Source organism: Paraglaciecola sp. (assembly GCF_051252315.1).
Classification (GTDB): Bacteria; Pseudomonadota; Gammaproteobacteria; order Enterobacterales; family Alteromonadaceae; genus Paraglaciecola.
Genome location: NZ_JBPOFP010000064.1, coordinates 1 through 21,556, shown reverse-complemented (window position 1 = coordinate 21,556; position 21,556 = coordinate 1). Strand labels below are relative to the sequence as shown.

Genomic DNA, 21,556 nt, shown 5'->3' with positions numbered 1-21,556 from the left:
CGAAACAAAATAATAATTAAAAGGAACTTCAAATGTTCGCGATAACGTTAGTTTCAATCACTGAGGTGAAAACCGTATGACTCGATTACCACTATATGAAAAAGTTGGCTATGCCATGGGAGATGCTGCTGCAAACCTAGTTTGGCGTGGCGCTTTAGCTTATTTGGCTGTGTTTTACACCGATACTTTTGGTATAGCAGCTTCATCGGCTGCAATATTGTTCTTAGTGGTTAGGCTTTCTGATGGGGTAACAGACATCATAATGGGCATGATTGCAGATCGTACCAATACTTCATGGGGGAAATTTCGTCCTTGGATATTTTGGTCTACCCCTTTCCTATGTTTGTTTATGGTGCTGTGTTTTACCACTCCAGATTTAAGTGACAGCGGCAAACTAGTCTATGCCTACGTGACCTATATTGGCTTAACCTTGGCTTATACCGTTAATAACGTTCCATATTCAGCCTTAATGGGTGTAATGACAGAAGATGACAACGAGCGAACCAGTTTATCAGGCTTTCGTTTTGCCGGAGCGTTCTTTGGTGGTCTACTTGTTCTTAAATTCTTACCAAATCTAGTAGCTTATTTTGGCAACGGTAACGATGCCCAAGGCTACCAATATACTATGTATGTATTTGCTGGGTTATTGATGGCCCTAATGGTGATTTCAGTTGCCACAACGAAAGAACGTGTCACCCCTGTTATTAAACAACAAAATAGTTTACTAAGTGAGTTAACCGACTTGAGTAAACAACTGCCATTCATTTTACTACCGCTTATTGCTATTTCCTTATTCTTTTACTATCGAAATTGGCAAACAGGCCTACTGTTTGTGATCATCATGAGTGCAATGGTGTTATTCGTAAAACGTTTATTAAAACAAAATAAAGAAAGTGAAGGTAAAAAAGGTTCTGGCGTACAACAAGACATGTTGGACTTAATTACCAACAAACCCTGGTTAATTTTGCTTGGTTTAGGCTTTTTAACCATGATGTTCAATGGTATTAAAATCAGCGTAGTGGCTTATTACTTCAAATATTACGTGGGTGATGAGCTAATGGCTGGTAAATATTTTGCAGCCCTACTCTTAGTTTCTATTTTGTCCGCTTTGTGTACTAGTTTTATCGCTAAAAGAATCGGTAGAAAAACCTTATTCATTTTATCGCTTGTTATAAGTAGTTTGCTTACTTGTGGATTCTACTGGGTACCCGGTAATGATGTGAATACTATCTTCATTCTGGGTTGCAGTGCTGAATTTTTTGCCGCCATGATGCCAATTTTATTTTTCTCTATGTTAGGTGATTCTGCTGATTACAACGAGTGGTTAAATGGACGACGTGCGACTGGACTAATTTATTCCGCAGGGACTTTTGTACAAAAAACCGGGAATGGATTTGCAGGTGCACTGATGTTGGTTGTATTAGCAAGTTATGGCTACAACGGCATGGATCCGAGCACGGTTGAAGCATCTTTACCGGGCATGACATTGTTAATGAGCTTTATTCCTGCCGCATTTGGTTTTGCTGGCGCAGCTTTAATGATGTTCTATCCCATTACAGACAAAATGCAAACCCAAATGACAAACGACCTAATTGATCGTAGAAACGAAGCAAAATTAGTAACCGAATAATTAACACACTTTTGATTGGCAAACATTGCCAGAACGAGACCTTTAAACATGCAAACGAATAAAACGAACGAACAATTTGGTTACTTTGATGACGCCAATTACGAATATGTCATCACCACACCTTATACACCAACACCTTGGATCAATTACTTAGGTAATGATGGTTTCTACGGTTTAATCTCTAACACTGCCGGTGGATACTGTTTTGATAGAGATCCAAAATTTCGTAGATTAACTCGGTATCGCTATAACAGCGTGCCACTGGATAATGGTGGACGTTATTTTTACATTCGAGATGAAAACGATTTCTGGTCGGCTACAGGTCGACCCGTTAATACAGAATTAGACGAATACTCTTGCCGTCATGGTATGGGATATAGCCGTTTTAATGCGAGTAAAAACGGGATTGCCACCCAAGTTACCAGCTTTATTCCTTTAGATACGAAAGCTGAGGTACATTCTTTAGTTGTCACCAATAACAATGATACTGAAAAAACAGTTGATGTGTTTTCTTTTATTGAGTGGTGTTTATGGAATGCAGAAGATGACGGCGCTAATTTCCAACGAAACCTATCAACCGGCGAAGTTGAAGTTGAAGACAGTACGATTTATCACAAAACCGAATACCGTGAGCGACGAAACCACTATGCCTTTTACTCAGTTAACCGTGAGTTAGATGGGTATGATACCAATAGAGAAAGCTTTTTAGGTCAATACCGAGGGTTTGACCGTCCTCAGGTAGTTGAAAATGGGCAATCTACCAACTCATTTGCTAGAGGTTGGTCTCCTATTGCCTCTCAGCATTTAAAACTAAAATTAGCGCCAGGCGAAAGCCAAAGCTTAGAATTTGTTTTAGGCTACATTGAAGTAGAAGTTGAAGATAAATGGGAGTCTAAAAACGTTTTAAACAAGACTCCAGCTAAAGCATTGGCAGCACGTTTTGACACCCATGAAAAAGTAAATGACGAACTTAAAAAGTTAAATGATTATTGGCATAACTTACTGACAAAATTTAGCGTTGATACCCCAGATGATAAATTTAATCGTGCGATAAATATCTGGAATCAATATCAAAATATGGTGACCTTTAATTTATCTCGTAGTGCTTCTTTTTATGAATCTGGGATCGGCCGTGGGATGGGCTTCAGAGACTCAAACCAAGATACGATTGGTTTTGCCCATATGGTGCCAGACAAGGTAAAAGAGCGTATTTTAGACTTGTCAGCTACACAAAAACCTGACGGTTCGGCTTATCATCAATATCAACCATTGACTAAAAAAGGTAACGCCAATATTGGTGGCAACTTTAATGATGATCCAATGTGGATGGTGTTATCTACCACCAATTACATTAAAGAAACCGGTGACTTCAGCATTTTGGATGAAATGGTTATTTACGATGACCAAGAAGAAGCCACACACGATCATTTTGATCACTTAGTTCGTGCGTTTAATCATGTGGTGAATAACCTTGGCCCACATGGATTACCTTTGATTGGCCGTGCAGATTGGAACGATTGTTTAAACCTCAACTGCTTCTCTGAAAACCCCAATGAGTCTTATCAAACGACCCAACGTGGCGCTTCGGATGTTGCTGAATCAGTCATGATTGCCGGACAATTTGTTCTGTATGGCCAAGAATTTGTGGATCTATGCTTAGAGCTAGGTAAATTCGAATTAGCAGCTTCTTGTTTGGCCCACGTCGACACAATGCGCAGCACCATAGAGCAACATGCATGGGATGGCGAATGGTACTTAAGGGCCTATGATTCAAGAGGTGAAAAAGTAGGCAGTAACGAAAACGAAGAAGGTAAAATATTCATAGAATCACAAGGTTTCTGTGCCATGGCTGGTGTAGGACTTGATAATGGAAAAGTAAAACAAGCCCTTGATTCTGTCGAAAAACACTTATCGACTGATTTTGGCATTATGCTAAACCAACCCGCTTTTAGTAGTTACAACAAATACTTAGGTGAAATTACTTCGTATCCTCCTGGATATAAAGAAAATGCCGGTATTTTCTGTCATAACAACCCATGGATTACCATCTCAGAAGCCATGATCGGTCGTGGTGAAAAAGCATATGAATATTACAGCAAAATCACACCAGCTTATTTACAAGACGTGCAAACCTTACATAAAACCGAACCATACGTTTACAGTCAAATGGTTGCCGGAAATGACTCTGCTAACCCAGGAGAGGCGAAAAACTCTTGGTTAACAGGTACAGCCGCATGGAATTATTACGCCGCCACGCAATACATATTGGGTATACGCCCTGTATATTCTGGCTTAGAAATTGATCCATGTATTTTGCCTAGTTGGGACAAAGTCAATGTCAAACGTGAATTCCGTGGCGCTCAATATGATATCGAGCTTCGTAACCCAAATGGTTTGAGTAAAGGTCAAATTGAACTCAATATCGATGGCCAATCAGTTGAAGGCAGCATAATTAATGCAACAACCTACAGCGGCCAACATACAGTTGTGGCGACACTAGTCTAACTTTTATTAAAGGACTGATATGAAAATAACATCATACGCGGCTGGATTATTTGCACTTCTTATAAGTGCAAATATCTTTGCAGCCAATAATAAAACACAAAGCGATAATTGGTGGGATCAACCCTACCCTAGCGTTTTTGATACTAAAAAATTAAAAAACAAACAAAGCTTTATTTCCGTAGAAGGCAATAAACTCGTTGATGAGTCTGGTAAACAAGTGATTTTGAAGGGAGTCAACATTGCTGATCCCGGTAAGTTACTTAAACAAAATCAGTGGTCTAAGTCGCTCTTTAAAGAAGTAAAAGCTTGGGGTGCCAATATCATTAGGCTACCTATTCACCCTGTTTCTTGGCGTGACATTGGCAAAGATAATTTCTTTAAACATATCGATGACGCAGTGCAGTGGGCTAACGCCTACGATATGTATTTAATTATTGATTGGCACTCTATCGGCTATTTGCCTAAAGAGCTCTATCAACACCAGATGTATGACACCACTATGAAAGAAACTCGAACATTTTGGAAAGACATCTCTTTCCGTTACAAAGATGTTCCCACCATAGCCGTATACGAGTTGTTTAATGAACCAACTGATTTAGGCGGACGCGGTGGTAAAGCCAATTGGCCGGAGTGGAAATCAGTTAACGAAGAACTGATTGATATCATTTATGCAAGTGATACCAATGTGATCCCTTTAGTTGCAGGGTTTAACTGGGCTTATGATTTACGCCCTGTTGCAATCGATCCAATTGAGCGAGAAGGTATTGCTTATGCTGTTCACCCATACCCTCAAAAGGCAAAACCAGAAATTAAATCTAAAGAAAACTTTTTTGCTCTATGGGAACAAGTTTGGGGTTTTGCAGCTAAAAAGCATCCACTGATTGCAACTGAGCTTGGTTGGGTAAAAGCCGATGGCAAAGGAGCACATATTCCAGTGATTAATGATGGCTCTTATGGCCCGCAAATCATTGAGTTTATGGCAAAGAGAGATGTATCTTGGGTGGCTTGGGTATTTGACCCAGATTGGTCACCTACTATGATCAGTGATTGGAATTTCACACCTACACAACAAGGTGCCTTTTTCAAAAAAGAAATGCTTAAAAAGTAAAAAATCCCATACTAGAGCTTGTATGTGAATAAATAAAAAGGCGGCTAATGTGAACATTAGCCGCCTTTTTTATATCAACGAAAAAAGATGTACGTAACCTAAGTATTGGATACGCCTTATTCCAATCAGCCCTTTGGTGCAACGCCAGTGCTGTTGCGTATCATTAACGTATACGGCAAGTACTGTGTTCCAGGCTCTACACTTTCTCCTTTTAACTGTTTCAAAAGCAAATCGATACATGCACTACCAATTTCTTGCAGCGGTTGATGAACTGTCGTTAAAGATGGAGATACATATTCTGCGTAATTAATATCGTCAAAGCCCATAACAGAAATATCATCAGGGATTTTAAAACCTTGTTGTTGCAAAAACTGCATGGCACCAATTGCCATATCATCATTGAAACAAAATATAGCAGTGGGGCGCTCTCGCAATAACAATAGTCTTTGAGTGCACTTAACCCCCGACTTAACATCGTAATCACCGATGATTTGTAATGCTGGATCGATATCAATACCCGCCGCTTTTAGAGCAGCGCAATAACCTCGCAACCTTTTATTAGAACTCGGAACATCATCGGGTCCCGTTATTGCAGCAATACGTTTATGGCCGATAGAAATCAAATAATCTATCGCGGCTTTCGCTGCAGCCTCATTATCGACTGCCACTTTTACTATTTCATCTGACTCAATGCCTTCGTTACCATTTACCATTGGAGGTAATTGAGAGGCCAAAGGTAAACTTTCATCTACTTTAAAAGGAATTCGTGAGCCAAATAATAAAATACCATCTGCTTGGCCATGGCTAACTAAATCTGCATAATGGCGCTCTCTTTCTTCTAATCCTTGGGTATCACCCAGTAAAACTGAATATCCAGCAGTTTGTGCACCTTGTTCAATAGCTCGGATAATCCCAGCGTTTACAGGTTTAGTGATATCAGGAATGATTGCCACAATATTACCGCTTTTTCGTGTTCGTAAACTAGCGCCCATTCTGTTGGGGCGATAACCAAGCTCATCGACTACTTTTTTAACTTTGTCTAAGGTTTTTTGAGATACTAATTCCGGAGCACTAAACACCCTGGACACAGTAGCGGGTGACACTTTTGCCAAAGCCGCAATATCTTTAATACCTAAGTTAGCCAAGTTAATGTTCCTAATTAAAATTCAGTTTAAATAGATTAACATAAATGAAACGTTTTCATATCATACAGGCCTAATAATTAAGGGGATCTCACAAGAATTTAATACTATTTTAGGAAAAAATGAGAATTCATCATTTCTAATTTAATCGGAGCGTTTTAAAATAATTATGGTTTTGGAGCAGGCCCAGTACTTTCACGCACTCGTAAGGTATAATCAAGTTGAATTTTTTCAGCTGGTAAATCAGGATTTTTGATTTTACGGATCAATAAATTAGCACAAGCTTGACCTATTTCTTCTAACGGTTGATGAACCGTTGTCAAAGAAGGGCGTACAAACTCTGCATAATTAATATCATCAAATCCCATAACCGATATGTCATCAGGCACCACAACGCCATTTTTATGCAATACTTGCATAATTCCAATCGCCATATCATCGCTAAATGCGAAAATAGCTGTGGGTCTTTTTTCTAGAGACAACAAAAACTTTGCGGTTGCTACGCCAGAATGTAGAGTGTAATCCCCCTGTACAATTAAACTTTCATCAAGTTCAATTCCTTGTTGAGCCAACGCTTTTTTATACCCTACAATCCTTTCATTGGAACTAGGCACGTCACTTGGCCCCACAACCGCAGCGATTCGAGAGTGCCCCAAATCAAACAAATGTTGCATGGCTTCCATTGCGGCAGCTTCATTATCAATAAATATTTTATTGATATTCACATCTGCCACCATTTCATTAGCATTCACCAAAGGAGGAAGCTGTTTTTCTAAAGGAATATCTTCATTAACAACAAAAGGTAAATGGCTACCAAATAATAAAACGCCGTCTGCTTGTCCATGTTTAACTAAACTACCATAGTGCAATTCACGCTCCCGCAACCCTTGGGTATCACCTAATAACACAGAATATCCAAACTTTTGTGCTTCTTGCTCTATAGCTTTAATAATACCGGCATTCACGGGTTTGGTAATATGAGGAATAATAGCGACTATGTTGCCACTTTTTTTAGTACGTAAACTGGTGCCTAATCTGTTAGGTATATAACCGTTTTCATCTATTACTTTTTGTACATGCACTAAGGTTTTAGCAGAAATTAATTCTGGAGAATTCAACACTCTTGAAACAGTAGCTGGAGAAACGCCTGCCAATTTTGCAATGTCTTTTATTCCTACCGCAGCCAAAATACTTCTCTTATTTTTAATTACATTTCGCTATAAGAATAACATAGAAACCGTTTTCATTTCATTAGCAAGTAAGCCTAACTTTACATTATTTTTACATTCCCAATGATCTCACTTCACCAATAAATGTTAACATTTAAATATAATCAAAAGAATGGACTACGAACTGTATGATGAGTATTAAATCACCCTTTAATATTTTGTTGTGGTCATTATTTGCCATGACAAACCTTCAGGCAAAAGTATCTGTACCTAATGTATTTACCGACAATATGGTATTACAACAAAAACAGCACAACCCTGTTTGGGGTGACGCTGGGAAAGGCGAAAGTGTTTCCGTAAGCGTAGCCGGTCAACGTCACCAAACGACAGCAGATGATTCCGGTAAGTGGCGAGTGACATTAGACCCTATTCAAACCGGGGCAAGTTATCAATTACATATTTCTGGCGAAAACGAGCTTACGTTCAACAATGTAGCCGTCGGTGAAGTATGGGTGTGTTCTGGTCAATCAAACATGGGCTGGAGAGTGAGCGGCTCTAACCATTCAGAATTAGAAATTGCCTCTGCAAATTACTCGAATATTCGCCTACTAACAGTGCCTCGTGTAGGCATTGATAAACCTCAAAATAACTTCGATGGCAGTTGGGAAACGGTAACACCAAAAAACATTGGCGCTTTTTCTGCTACATGTTATTTCTTTGGCCGTCGCTTGCAAAACATCTTGAACGTGCCAATAGGCCTGATCAATACTTCTTGGGGCGGCTCTCCTGTTGAAGCTTTTATTTCTCGACATGCATTAAAAAGCGACAAACAATTCGAGTCAATGCTAAATAACTGGGACAAAAAAGCGGCGAAATTTACTGAACAACAGTTCACTCAAGATTTAGCGGACTTCGCCAAATGGGAAGCTGCTGGCAAACCCGGGCAACGCCGTTTTAAACCTGACAATGTATTGATTGGTCGAAAACGCCCTTCGAATATTTTTAATGGCGTTATTAATCCGATAGTTGGTTACGGTATTCGAGGAGCAATATGGTGCCAAGGAGAAAGCAACATAGGTAGAGCTTCGCAATATCAGTCCTTATTTCCATTACTTATCAACTCTTGGCGCCAAGAATGGCAGCAAGGTGATTTTCCCTTCTATTGGGTGCAACTAGCTGACTTTAACAACGAAGTACAAACGCCATCTAAAACTAGTAACTGGGCAGAGATACGAGAAGCCCAAACCATGGCTCTAGGCCTACCTAATACGGGGCAAGCTGTAGTTATCGATATTGGTGAAGCAAAAGATATTCACCCCCGAAACAAACAAGAAGCAGCCAACAGACTAGTCCGTCATGCACTTGTCAAAGATTATGGTTATAAAATGGCAGCCAATAGCCCAATGTACGACTCAATGGAAATTCAAGGTAACAAAGCCGTTATAACCTTTAAAGATGTGAGTAGTAAATTGTACTCATTCGATACCGACACCGTTAGCGGATTTTATATTGCAGGCAAAGATAGAAAATTTGTTAATGCAACAGCCCAAATTATAAGTAAAAACAAAGTAGCAATATTTGCAGAAGGTATACACCAACCGACTGCCGTACGATATGCATGGGAAAATAACCCAATCGTAAATTTGTATGACCGAGTAGGCTTGCCCGTCACACCATTTAGAACCGATAACTAGCCCCAAACCACTTAGCGAAACACAATAGAGAACACCATGAAAATTCCACGTTATTTAACCTGCATTGTCTTAACCGCCAGCCTTATTAGCTCTTTTGCGATTCAGGCCAAAAGCCAAACAGCAGCTGCACAAAAGACAAAACCAAACCTTGTACTTATTGTTACAGACGAACACAACTTTAGAACCTTAGGAGCATATCGCGAGCAGTTATCAAAAGAGCAAGCGCTGATGTGGGGTGACACAGTAGTCGAAACACCTCACTTAGATTATTTAGCCAAAAATGGCGTATTATTTAACAGTATGTACGCATCTTCTCCTGTGTGTAGCCCTTCTCGTAGCTCTATGTTTACCGGCCTTTACCCTCAAAACGCTGGTGTGCCACAAAACAATGCTGTGATGAAAAAGGACATTCCAACCATTGCCGATGTATTAAATGACCATGGTTACAAATCGGGGTATGCGGGTAAATGGCACCTTAGCGGTAATGCAAAACCGGGCTGGGCGCCAAAGTATGATTATGGCTTTACAGACAACCGATTTATGTTCAACAGAGGCCATTGGAAAAATTTAGATATCAAACCTGATGGAACGCCTTTTGTAGTAGGTGGTGGCGACAATGCTAACTATGCTAATAAAGCGCAGACTGCAGATAATAAAACATTCACTTCAGACTGGATTACCAATCGTGCCATCGACTTTATTGATGAGCACAAAAACACTCCTTTCTTTTATGTATTGAGTTACCCAGACCCACATGGCCCTGACAAAGTTCGCCCGCCATACGACACTATGTATGCCAACACTAAGTTTGAAATGCCGAGAACATTTCACAAAAAAATAAATAAAGACGACCCATACTGGCAGCAAAATGATCCTAAAAAATCCCCTAAAAGGATGCAAGCCTCTATCCAAAACTATTTTGGTATGGTCAAACTATTAGACGACAACTTAGGTCGCCTTGTAGACAAATTAAGATCAAACGGACAATTAGATAACACGCTAATTGTATTTAGCTCAGATCATGGTGACTTATTAGGTGAACACCACAGAATTAATAAAGGTAATCCCCAAGAAGGCTCAGCCAAAATTCCATTCGTAATGCATTACCCTAATGTTATAAAAAAAGGTTTAGTGGTTAACCAAGCCGCGAATACAACCGATTGGATGGATACGTTTTTGGCGTTATTAAATATCCAAAACCATAGTGCAAGCTCTACTGATGGTAGAGATCTCACACCGTTATTAAACACTGAGTCTAAAACCAAATGGCAAGATGTGACATTTGTGCGTATTCAAGGTTGGGTAGGTGCGTTTACTGACAGATACAAGTTAATATTAGCTGCCAAAAGTAAACCAGCCGAATCTTGGCTTATTGACACCTTTAAAGATCCTGACGAATTATACAATGTAATCCATTTGCCAGAACATAAAACTTTAGTTAAAGAGCTAGCACTAGCGTTAAAAGAATACGGAAGTAAGAATAAAGATCCTGTCGTTCTGGATAATTATTTCCAACAACAATTGACTAAGTTAATCAAAGACTAAACTAATGGTGAATGAGTTAGCATAACCAAGCTTGCTTATTCACCATATTAACCTTCCTCTTTTACCGCTGTTGATTGCAATTAAATTGGAGCACCACTGTGGAATCTAAACTCTGAGTCGGGGTTTGAAATAAGCTCAGCTTCTTTTTTGCCAATTAACTTAACTCTTGTAGAAATATCTTCATTTGAAATGGTCTGAGCTAACGATAAATAATCTTGAAAATGCCGCGCTTCCGAACGCAATAGAGAGATATAAAACTTATTCAGTTCTTCATCTAAGTATGGGGCTAGTTTAGCAAAGCGTTCACAAGAGCGCGCTTCAATATACGCACCACAAATCAGGGTATCGATTAACTTTACCGGGTCGTGGGTGCGAACGTTTTTCATCATACCTCGAGCATAACGAGCGGCGGTCAAATTACCGTACTCCACTCCCCTGTCCTGCATAATGTCCCATACTTGCTGAAAATGATGTAACTCTTCTTTTATGAGCAACACCATTTTAGCAATGAGTTCATCACCATGCTCAAAGTTGGATTTACTGATTAGTTTTTTAGACAAATTCACATGTTGACTAAAGTCCCCATCTCCGACTTTGCGATAAACAAAGTCCTCAAAAGGTTTTAACCAAGCCAGCAAAGCCTCACCACTTTCTTTGTCCACAGCATAACGTCTTAATAACAACATAGCGGTTTGAGCCGCTTTGAGTTCACAGTTTGCGTGATCGACTAATAGTATAGGTAAGTTTTCAGGCTTTACCGCTTCATCAATCCAGGCTTGGGGCGTTTCACATTGTAGAAATGACAATATGGGAGTGAGTAGTTCTTGAGTCGACATCAATAATAATTCTTCATTACAAACTTCATTTATGTCGTAATTTTATCATAGATATTTAAGAGCATTTATTATTAATAAACTGTCTGTAAAGTTACCCATCATTCTCATTCTTAACTGGATAAATATTACTAACTTAACATTTCCAAACAATATGCCTCGCAACCCCATGACATTTACATAAATTTAACAACCAACATTTTAAACCCAACCAGGCAGCTCAAAATACCGCCAACATTAATGTTTTATAAACAAATAAATGAATTTCAGATGAAAAATCGCACAAAACAGTTGACGAATTTTATTGTTTAAAAGAAACTTAGGTTAACCAGTTGTTAACAACTAATATCTGCAAATAAGCCTTCACGGAGTAGTATTATGATATTGAACCACTTATTCGGTCTTTACGCTCACCCTAAAGAAGAATGGCATACTATAGATGTACGCCACGAAAGTTACTTTTATAGCCTTAGTCACATAGCTATTATCTCTTTAATCCCCTGTTTAATGAGTTATTACTCTGCAGCGCACTTAGGTTGGAGTATCGGTGTGGGTGACGTAATTAAACTAACTGAAAGTAGTGCTCTTATGATGAGCATAGGCATGTACTTTGGGTTAATGACGGGTGTTGTGGCTCTAGCAATACTCATACATGAATTGGCCAAAGCATTTGATGCGACACCTAGTTATACTCAATCTTTAGAACTAGCGGCTTATACTGCCACACCATTATTCATGGTTGGATTCGCAGCATTTTATCCAGTACTTTGGTTTGTTATGGTAATTGGCTTAGTTGGATTAGCTTATTCAATTTACTTATTGTATTCAGGTACGCCTATCCTAATGCATATTCCTGAAGAGAAAGGCTTTATTTATGCAAGTTCAGTAGTAACATGCGGATTGGTTCTACTGGCTATATTAATGGCTGCATCAATTATATTGTGGAGCATGGGTATGGGGCCAGTTTACACCGCCTAAGGTTTATCTAAACCAAAAACATAGACACAAAAAAGCCGCTGTTATCTAAATAACAGCGGCTTTTTTAATGCTCAAATAATAATTGTTATTGACTATGCTCTTACTGATTATTGCCTTGACTCATATTGTGCATTTCTAGGTTACTTAACTCAGTTTGTAACCCTTCATTTTTAGCGCCTTCGTTACGCATATTATCGATACGTTCTAGATAAGAATGATCGACATCACCGGTAATATAATTGCCATCAAAAACTGAGGTTTCAAAACGTTTAATTTCAGGGTTTAGCTCACTTACCGCATCGACTAAATCTTGAATGTCTTGGAATATTAAACCGTCAGCCCTAATCAATTCGCTAATCTGCTCAATTTCACGGCCATAAGCAATTAATTCATTTGCTGATGGCATATCAATACCATACACATTAGGAAAACGAATTTCAGGCGCAGCTGATGCAAAATACACTTTATTCGCTCCAGACTCACGAGCCATTTCGATGATCTGTTCTGAGGTGGTACCTCTAACAATAGAATCATCAACGAGTAGTACATTTTTACCTTTAAACTCTGAAGGTATTGCATTCAGTTTGCGACGAACAGACTTACGACGCATAGTTTGCCCAGGCATGATAAAAGTACGACCAATATAACGGTTTTTCACAAAGCCTTGGCGATAGGGTTTATCAAGCTCTATGGCTATTTGTAGTGCAACATCTGAAGACGTTTCTGGAATAGGAATAACGACATCAATGTCTAAATCAGACCATTCTTTTGCAATTTTTTGACCCAACTTACGTCCCATGTTTACACGAGAAGCATAAACCGAAATTCCGTCAATAAATGAATCTGGACGAGCAAAATAGACAAACTCAAATATACAAGGTGCGTTTATTGGTTTCTCAGCGCACTGCTGGGTATGCAGTTCACCAGATTCAGTGACATAAATCGCTTCACCTGGGGCAACATCGCGAACAAAGGTAAAACCAACGGCATCAAGAGCAACACTCTCAGACGCCACCATATATTCGTCACCGAACTCAGTTTTACGTTTACCCAATGCTAATGGACGAATACCAAATGGGTCTCTAAAAGCGAGCATGCCGTTGCCAATAATTGCGGCTACAACAGCATAAGCTCCGCGGATCTTTTTATGTACATTTGCTACAGCCTGAAATACTTCTGCTGGGGTTAACGCTAACCCTTCACAAATTTGTAATTCATGGGCAATGATATTCAATAACAACTCTGAATCTGACGTTGTATTAATGTGACGGCGAGCCACTTTTGACACTTCATCTTTTAACTCATGAGCGTTAGTTAAGTTACCATTATGCGCAAAGGCGATCCCATAAGGAGAATTAACGTAAAACGGTTGAGCCTCAGCTGAGCTAGAACTACCTGCGGTAGGATAACGTGCATGGCCTATTCCTAATTGGCCTGTGAGCTTTTTCATGTGACGTGTATGAAACACATCTCTGACCAAACCATTATCTTTTCTAAGATTAAACACACCTTTGTCTACTGTCACTATACCAGCGGCATCTTGACCTCTATGTTGGAGAACAGTTAATGCATCATATAAAGCTTGATTAACTGGGACCTTCCCCACAATTCCAACAATACCACACATGCGATTTACCTTTTTAAACGGGCTGTATAAAACTCGAGTTGTTTTGCAAATATTCGAAAAACCACTCAATTACTAAACTGAATTCGGGAACCAAAATAGATGTTTCCCATATATTTGAATTTGAAAAGGGTGTAAATGTATCTAAGAAAAACAATAGAGCACTCACGATTAACACGCCACGTAAAGCGCCAAAAATAAGTCCTAATGCTCTATCTGTACCTGTTAACCCAGTAAATTGAACAAGCTGAGCAATCACATAATTTATTAAGCCACCTAAAATTAAAGTAGATACAAATAAGATGGCTATCGCGACCCCATTACGGATCATCAGGTCATTAATTTGAGTTAGATAGGCGGCAAGCTCTACATAAAATTGGCTTGCGATAAAAAAGGCACTGATCCAAATAGCTAAAGAAATGGCTTCTTTAACAAATCCTCTGATTAGGCTAATAACTGCGGAAAACAAAATCACACCAATTATGGTGTAGTCTATCCAATTCATAAGATATGCTTCAAATTGCTCAAAAGGTATGACAAAAAATTAATGTCATACAATTAAAATCGGGCGCATTCTATCAAAACGCCGACAGAAAATCCTACAATTTTTACCAAAGGATTGTGTATTCCGGTCAATATTTTTATTGAACGGTAAATGGCGTCACTCGCCCTTGCAGGTTAGTGAGTTGTTTTAAATGAGAAAGTGCTTGGTTTAATTTTTTCTTATCTAAATCCGGACCAACAAATACTTTGGTTAAATTTCCTGCACTTGTTTTAACAGGACGACTAAATGCGCGATATCCGCCCTTTTCCAGCTTGGTAAGAAGTTCTTTAACGTTCTTTTGGTGACGAAAACTACCTAATTGTACAACCCAGCCTGCACCCGCTAATAACTTATCCGGATCTTGTTGCACGACAGTTTGTGCCGCTAGGCTGGTAGCACCTTGTTTTACATTTTTTTGTTCGATTTTTTGTTCTGTGCTAGCTGGATCTTCTATTTGTATATCGGTATTAGTTTCGTCGGCAATTTTAATATCAACAACAGGCTCAGTAGATGGAACTGGCGTACTATTTTCATCATCAATTGCTTGTTCTGATAATACTTCTACTTGACGAGTGCTGGCTTGTTTAATCTTATCTGTATCAAACTCATTAGGAGCCTTTACCACTTTCATCTTGGGTTTTTCAGGCAGGTCTACAAATAAATTACGTTTAGTCTCTTGTTTACCATCTAAAAGGTCAGGTAAAAATATCACTGCAATGGCAACAACAATAATGGTTCCGACAAGTCGATTTTTTAATGCGGGAGACAAACTAAATATCCTTAACTAATTAACTTTTTATGTTTAAGTTCAAAACTTCGGCAATGGTAAAAAAAGAACCGAAAACAATTATACAATCATCTGATTGTGCAATATCAAGCGCGTTGGAATATGCTTGTTCGACATCAGGAAAGTCTACCACCTTTTTAGCCAAACTTGTTGTAGCACTGGAATTTAATGCAGACACTATTTGTTGTGCATCCCCTCCCCTTGGCACAGTTAAACTTGCACATAGCCAGATATCAACGTGTTTCATCATAGGCTGTAAACTGGCGACAATGTCTTTATCCTCTAACATTGCGACAACAGCAATAATTCTATTACATTCCATTTGTTTTAAATCTGCAGCTAATAATTGGGTTGCTTGGGGGTTATGTGCAACATCTAACATCACCGTTGGCTGTGTTTGTAACACTTGTCTTCGGCCAGGTAAACTCACTGACTCAAAAACCTGCGTTAAGACTTGCTGACTCACTTCCAAGCCTAAAATATCTATTACCTGTAACGCTGTAGAGGCATTTTGCGTAGGAATACGTGGCACGGGTAAATTGTCAAACTGTTGGGTTTTATTCTGCCAACAAAATCCACTATTTGTCACTTGATAACTAAAGTCGACACCTTGCCATTTGGGCTTTACGTTATAATCTAACACAGCTTGTTTAAGAGAAAGAGGTGGACTGGGATCACCAATCACAGCTGGTATACCGGGTCTAAAAATCCCGGCTTTTTCTTTAGCAATAAGCTCTTTTGTATCACCTAACCAATCTTGATGATCTAAATCAATGCCCGTAATAACAGCGACATCAGGATCAACAATGTTAACGGCATCAAGTCTTCCACCTAAACCGACTTCTAAAAGCACATATTCAATGTTTGACTCATTTAGCAAAAGTAACGCTGCAAGCGTACCAAACTCAAAATAAGTCAAAGGAATATTTTTACGGGCTTGTTCTATTTTTAAAAACGCTTGGCAATGTGCACTCTCAGGTAACATATCGCCCTGTATTCTTACTCGCTCTCGATAATCAATTATGTGAGGTGAGCTAAACACACCTACTGTTTTACCTTTTGCCAGCAGTACCTGTTCGACTAAAGCACATGTTGTGCCTTTACCATTAGTACCAGCAACGGTAATCACTGTATTTTTGTTAAAGGATAACTCGAGGTTTTGAAATACAGCCGCAACACGTTCCAACCCTAACTCAATATTATTAGGATGGATCTCGTGTAAGTAGCTTAACCATTGTTGAAGAGACCAAGCCTGCTTACTTGAGGCTTGGTTATTGGTAGGTTCTGACATCAATTAGTGATGTTGATGATGTAATTTTGACAATATACTATATATTTTATCGCGTAATTCTCGACGATCTACGATTAAGTCTATCGCGCCTTTTTCTAACAAGAATTCACTACGTTGAAATCCTTCTGGTAAGGTTTCTCGTACCGTTTGTTCAATAACTCTAGGTCCAGCAAATCCAATCAAGGCTTTAGGCTCTGCTACATTTACGTCACCTAACATAGCTAAACTGGCTGATACGCCACCCATAGTCGGGTCGGTTAATACTGAAATATAAGGTAAACCTTTTTCACTCATCTTTGCTAAAGCCGCACTGGTTTTGGCCATTTGCATTAAAGACATCAATGCTTCTTGCATTCTGGCACCGCCACTGGTTGAGAAACAAATTAGAGGCATATTCTGCTCTAAACACGCTTCAACCGCTTTAACAAATCTTGCACCAACTACAGATGCCATTGAGCCACCCATAAAAGAAAACTCAAAAGCAGCAACAGCCACTGGCATGCCTCGTAGTTTACCCTGCATCACTACCAAAGCATCTTTTTCATTTGTGTTTTTTTGCGCAGCACTTAATCTATCTTTGTACTTTTTAGAATCTTTGAATTTAAGTAAATCTTGAGGCTCTAAATTTGATCCTAACTCTTCACGATCACCTTGATCTAAAAAGTGATTAACTCTAACTCGTGCGCTGATACGCATATGATGATCACACTTAGGACACACTCCTAACTGTTTTTCTAATTCTGTTTTATATAGAACTGAAGTACATTCTGGGCACTTAGTCCAAATTCCTTCCGGCACATTACTTTTTGTAGCTGATTTAGTACGCGGTAGTATTTTTTCTATCCAACTCATTTCAAAATCCTGTTCTGCAGTTTGTTAACACAAACTGACAATTTCAATGGCAACTTATCACTTTATGATACTTTACAAGCTTGCCTGTAACCTAATGGTTAAAAGAAGCGCTATTAAAGCACATCCTTAATATTCAAACCAGTTCAATATGGCAGATTCAACGGGACTATAAACTGCAATTTTAATGCTTATTCTTAAACGAATCTTGTTATCAATTTAAGAAGCCCACACAAAACTGAAGCAAACTAGATAATCCAGCTGAAATACACTTTTTGAAGATGCAAGAGTATAACTAACAAGCACCAATAACTGGTCTTAGAAGTACCTATTAACGACATAAATTATTAATCGGGCAAAAATAATGGGCCTATAGGGTGTGTCGGTAAATCAAATTGTTCTGGGTAGGTAACATCCACTAAATATAAACCATAAGGTTTGGCAGTCGCCGCAGCCTTTGTGCGATCTTTCCCAACTAATAACGTTTGGATCCAATCCGGTGACTTTTCTTTCTTACCAATAACCAATAATGATCCGGTAATGTTACGAACCATATGATGTAAAAATGCATTGGCTTTCACATCAATCACTATGTAATCGCCAAAACGTTCAACTCTGATGTGTTGTAAATCACGAGTGGGCGTATTAGCCTGACAATTCACAGCCCTAAACGCACTGAAATCATGACGCCCCACTAGATACTGAGCGGCTTGGTGCATTAAATTATGATCCAGTTGATCATGAATATGAGTCACACCTTTGGCTAAAATACTATTGCGCATTCGATTGTTATAAATGATATATCGATAACGTCTAGCCGTTGCTGAGAATCGAGCGTGAAAATCCTCACCTATGTGTGTAACCCATTTAGCAGAAATGCTGTCGGGTAAATAACGATTAATACCAATTGTCCACGCTTTATCGGGACGTTGGCTTTGAGTCTCAAAATGGACAACTTGGCAGGTAGCGTGTACGCCCGCATCAGTCCTACCTGCGCACACAACTTTAATCGGTTCATTGGCAATTTCTGATAGAGCTTCTTCAACATGTTGTTGAACACTTATCACTGTTTGTTGACGTTGCCAACCATGGAAACTTGCACCGTCATATTCAATACCTAAAGCCAATCGCATTAACACATTTACACCCTGCCAAAATTTGGCGGTATTGTAATACCAAACCTATAAAAACACTATTTAAAATCAGCAGACTGCAAGGTATGTTTTTTCATCAGTTTATGCATATCTGTGCGGTTTCTGCCGGCTAATTCAGCTGCCCGTGTAACATTTCCATCCGTCATTTTAAGTAACTTAAGTAAATATTGGTGTTCGAACGCATCTCTAGCTTCAGTTAAGGTCGGCCACTTCTGCTCAGAGGCTGATAAGGCTTGCTCAACCAAATGAGAGGCAACAACAGGGGTTTGAGTAAGGGCAACACATTGCTCTACTACGTTAACCAGTTGCCGAACATTTCCAGGCCACATGCAGGTGGTCAATAGTTGCATAGCATCATCTGAAAACCGATTAACTTTAACATCGTGTTTTTTCGCACTATTTTTAAGTAAATGCCGGGCTAACAGAGGAATATCTTCAGATCGTTCTCGGAGTGTTGGTAAAGTAATATTCACCACATTCAAACGGTAATATAAGTCTTCTCGAAAATTACCATCTTGCATTTCTTTGGTGAGGTCTTTATGCGTAGCTGAAATAATACGAACATCAATTGGGATCTGTTTACTGCTGCCGACAGGTCGAATAACCTGTTCTTGTAGCGCCCTTAATAATTTAACTTGTAGAGGAACCGGCATATCACCAATTTCATCTAAAAATAGTGTACCGCCATCAGCTTCTCTAAATAAACCTTGGTGCTCATTTACTGCGCCTGTAAAAGCGCCTTTACTGTGACCAAACAGCTCTGACTCTAGTAAGTTTTCAGGCAGTGCTCCACAATTGATCGCCACAAAACTTTTACCCGCTCTTTTACTCGCTTTGTGAATGGCATTGGCTAGTAATTCTTTTCCTGTTCCGCTAGCGCCACTAACTAAAACACTCACATCTCTTTGTGCTACTCTGTATGCTTGGTCTAAAAGTTGTTCCATTTGAGTGGACCGAGTAATAATACTTTCACACCATTTTGCCTGTTGTGCCCCCTGATTTTGTTCTACAGCTTTAGTCAGAAGTGATCTTAATTCATCATGGTCGACTGGTTTCGCTAAGAAACCGAACACCCCTCTTTGCGTTGCTTCAACTGCATCTTGAATAGTGCCATGAGCAGTCATCAAAATTACCGGTACGTCCTTTTTAAGCGCCATTATTTCTTCAAACAAACTAAGGCCGTCCAAACCCGGCATTCTTAGGTCACTTAATACCACATCGTAGTTTTTTGTACTCAGCAGTTTAAGTGCTTCTTTGCCTCCGGCCGCACATTCAACTTGATAACCTTCACCCTGGAGTCTGATTGTCATCAAACGCAAAAGACTTTCATCATCATCGACCAGTAAAATACTTGGATCCGAATTCGATATTAATTTCATTAATTGCCCTCTTGTTCTGTTTGGATGATAGAAGATTCAATGCGTAACAATTGCTCAATCTGCTTAGCTTGCTCTAAAGTTTTATTCTTTAGTTGTTCAACTCGTGAAATATATCGGCTGTTAGTTTTACTTAACGTGACTAATGCTGATTCCATTTCCAATCGCTCCAGGTTAGGCCGGTAAATAGCCACCAAAATAAATTTATACATGTCTGCATTTAACTTTGGCATTATTGATTCTGCCCAAATCTGCGCGCGTAATCGATCTTGATAAGGAGTATCAATACCTTGACTGAGAATTATCCTACGTAACATGTCGGAATTTGAATTCGATAAAAGCTTTATATTTTCCTTACGTTTGGGCCAATCCATTGCTTCATTCATGGCCCAATATTTAATCCAATAAGCAATCCCACATTCTGCAGATTGTGGCTCATCAAACCTTTTCCACACACAAGTATCATCGTTACTTTTAACCGTATCTTGTACAACTTCAGAGGGAGGGTTAGGTAATAACTCGCAACTGCTCAAAAAACAAAACAGCAGGATATACCCGAAATATGTCAATTTCATACATTGCCTTCTTTTAACGGGATCATCACGCGTATACACACGTCAGCATAATCTACATCAACGATTTCAGCCTGACCAAACATCATGCGAGCACATTCTGCCACAATAGAAAGCCCCAAACCTGTCCCAATAACTCGATCATTACGCTTCCCTTCTCCACGGTAAAATGGCTGAAACATATTAGTACGGATATTTTCTGGAATCTTTTGCCCTCTATTTGCCACTTCTAATACCTGCATTTCTCCTTTTCTATATAAGCGAATATCAATTGGCCGCCCTTTGCTGCCATGAGCTAAAGCATTTGATAATAAATTATCTAGGATGCGTCGAAAAAGTTTTTGATCTGCATAAATGTCGGGTAATTCATTTTTAATTGGCAGAGAGTTTTCGTGTTGCTTTAAAGCTAGTCCATTTTGTTGAATAAACTCATTAAGCAAAGACTCGGACTTGATAATTTCCCATTCAGGCGTCGCTTGCTGTAGTAGTAAATTATAATCAAGCAATTGAATAATAAGTAAATTTAATCTATCCGTACTGCTATTTAATAAAGACAAAACCTCTTCTTGTTGAGCATTTAACGGCCCTACAACCTGTTCAGTTAATAAAGAGCATCCTTCTTTGATGCTGGCCAAAGGCGTTTTTAATTCATGGGCTGCGTGGCGCAATAATGCGGTTCTTAATTGTTCTAACTTATCTAATCGTGACGATAAACTATGGAGTTGGTGCTCCAACACAATTAATTCTTGAGGACC

General features: G+C 39.2%; 18 protein-coding genes. 6 read left to right on the top strand and 12 right to left on the bottom strand.

The genetic code is table 11. The features are described from left to right. The first annotated feature begins 76 nt into the window (after positions 1-76). From ACSHXM_RS13390 to ACSHXM_RS13380, 3 genes are read left to right on the top strand one after another with little or no spacing between them, the layout of a single operon-like run. Complete coding sequence (locus tag ACSHXM_RS13390; protein ID WP_435689268.1) at positions 77-1,630, top strand: MFS transporter; 1,554 nt, start codon at positions 77-79, stop codon at positions 1,628-1,630. 48 nt (positions 1,631-1,678) lie between these two features. Next, positions 1,679-4,135, top strand: a complete 2,457-nt coding sequence (locus ACSHXM_RS13385; RefSeq protein WP_435689267.1) for a GH36-type glycosyl hydrolase domain-containing protein — start codon at positions 1,679-1,681, stop codon at positions 4,133-4,135. A gap of 19 nt (positions 4,136-4,154) precedes the next feature. Then, positions 4,155-5,243 (top strand): glycoside hydrolase family 5 protein, encoded by a 1,089-nt coding sequence (locus ACSHXM_RS13380; protein ID WP_435689266.1) that lies wholly within the window; start codon positions 4,155-4,157, stop codon positions 5,241-5,243. Positions 5,244-5,368: 125 nt separating this feature from the next. On the opposite strand, the gene ACSHXM_RS13375 is transcribed toward ACSHXM_RS13380, so the two are convergent. Both ACSHXM_RS13375 and ACSHXM_RS13370 read right to left on the bottom strand, forming a co-directional pair. After that, positions 5,369-6,388 carry a LacI family DNA-binding transcriptional regulator gene (locus tag ACSHXM_RS13375; RefSeq protein ID WP_435689265.1) on the bottom strand — a complete coding sequence of 340 codons (1,020 nt, stop codon included), beginning with the start codon at positions 6,386-6,388 and terminating at the stop codon, positions 5,369-5,371. 164 nt (positions 6,389-6,552) lie between these two features. Beyond that, positions 6,553-7,572, bottom strand: a complete 1,020-nt coding sequence (locus ACSHXM_RS13370) for a LacI family DNA-binding transcriptional regulator (protein WP_435689264.1) — start codon at positions 7,570-7,572, stop codon at positions 6,553-6,555. A 170-nt stretch (positions 7,573-7,742) separates the two neighbouring features. On the opposite strand from ACSHXM_RS13370, the gene ACSHXM_RS13365 reads away from it, so the two are divergent. After that, positions 7,743-9,248, top strand: a complete 1,506-nt coding sequence (locus ACSHXM_RS13365; protein WP_435689263.1) for a sialate O-acetylesterase — start codon at positions 7,743-7,745, stop codon at positions 9,246-9,248. A gap of 36 nt (positions 9,249-9,284) precedes the next feature. After that, a complete protein-coding gene (locus ACSHXM_RS13360; protein WP_435689262.1) occupies positions 9,285-10,793 on the top strand; it encodes a sulfatase-like hydrolase/transferase in 1,509 nt (502 codons plus the stop codon). A gap of 80 nt (positions 10,794-10,873) precedes the next feature. On the opposite strand, the gene miaE is transcribed toward ACSHXM_RS13360, so the two are convergent. Further along, positions 10,874-11,629: a tRNA isopentenyl-2-thiomethyl-A-37 hydroxylase MiaE gene (gene miaE / locus ACSHXM_RS13355; RefSeq protein ID WP_435689261.1), complete on the bottom strand. Its 756-nt coding sequence runs from the start codon at positions 11,627-11,629 to the stop codon at positions 10,874-10,876. Positions 11,630-12,004: 375 nt separating this feature from the next. Here miaE and ACSHXM_RS13350 point away from each other — a divergent pair, with 375 nt between their 5' ends. Then, complete coding sequence (locus tag ACSHXM_RS13350; protein ID WP_435689260.1) at positions 12,005-12,604, top strand: Yip1 family protein; 600 nt, start codon at positions 12,005-12,007, stop codon at positions 12,602-12,604. A 100-nt stretch (positions 12,605-12,704) separates the two neighbouring features. Here the strand turns inward: ACSHXM_RS13350 and purF are convergent, their stop codons facing one another. The 9 genes from purF to ACSHXM_RS13305 all read right to left on the bottom strand — a co-directional run. Further along, complete coding sequence (gene purF / locus ACSHXM_RS13345; RefSeq protein ID WP_435689259.1) at positions 12,705-14,231, bottom strand: amidophosphoribosyltransferase; 1,527 nt, start codon at positions 14,229-14,231, stop codon at positions 12,705-12,707. 13 nt (positions 14,232-14,244) lie between these two features. After that, complete coding sequence (locus ACSHXM_RS13340; RefSeq protein ID WP_435689258.1) at positions 14,245-14,733, bottom strand: CvpA family protein; 489 nt, start codon at positions 14,731-14,733, stop codon at positions 14,245-14,247. 136 nt (positions 14,734-14,869) lie between these two features. Beyond that, positions 14,870-15,541 carry an SPOR domain-containing protein gene (locus ACSHXM_RS13335; protein WP_435689257.1) on the bottom strand — a complete coding sequence of 224 codons (672 nt, stop codon included), beginning with the start codon at positions 15,539-15,541 and terminating at the stop codon, positions 14,870-14,872. Positions 15,542-15,560: 19 nt separating this feature from the next. Further along, complete coding sequence (folC, locus tag ACSHXM_RS13330; RefSeq protein ID WP_435689256.1) at positions 15,561-16,850, bottom strand: bifunctional tetrahydrofolate synthase/dihydrofolate synthase; 1,290 nt, start codon at positions 16,848-16,850, stop codon at positions 15,561-15,563. Between the two features lie 3 nt (positions 16,851-16,853). Continuing rightward, positions 16,854-17,702, bottom strand: a complete 849-nt coding sequence (accD, locus tag ACSHXM_RS13325; protein WP_435689255.1) for an acetyl-CoA carboxylase, carboxyltransferase subunit beta — start codon at positions 17,700-17,702, stop codon at positions 16,854-16,856. Between the two features lie 344 nt (positions 17,703-18,046). Then, positions 18,047-18,832: a tRNA pseudouridine(38-40) synthase TruA gene (truA, locus tag ACSHXM_RS13320; protein ID WP_435689274.1), complete on the bottom strand. Its 786-nt coding sequence runs from the start codon at positions 18,830-18,832 to the stop codon at positions 18,047-18,049. Positions 18,833-18,891: 59 nt separating this feature from the next. Next, a complete protein-coding gene (locus ACSHXM_RS13315; RefSeq protein WP_435689254.1) occupies positions 18,892-20,232 on the bottom strand; it encodes a sigma 54-interacting transcriptional regulator in 1,341 nt (446 codons plus the stop codon). After that, positions 20,232-20,804 (bottom strand): hypothetical protein, encoded by a 573-nt coding sequence (locus ACSHXM_RS13310; protein WP_435689253.1) that lies wholly within the window; start codon positions 20,802-20,804, stop codon positions 20,232-20,234. Before ACSHXM_RS13310 ends, ACSHXM_RS13315 begins: the two co-directional genes overlap by 1 nt. Continuing rightward, positions 20,801-21,556, bottom strand: a 756-nt coding sequence (locus ACSHXM_RS13305) for a sensor histidine kinase (RefSeq protein ID WP_435689252.1), incomplete at its 5' end; no start/stop codon positions are given. The genes ACSHXM_RS13310 and ACSHXM_RS13305, both read right to left, overlap by 4 nt.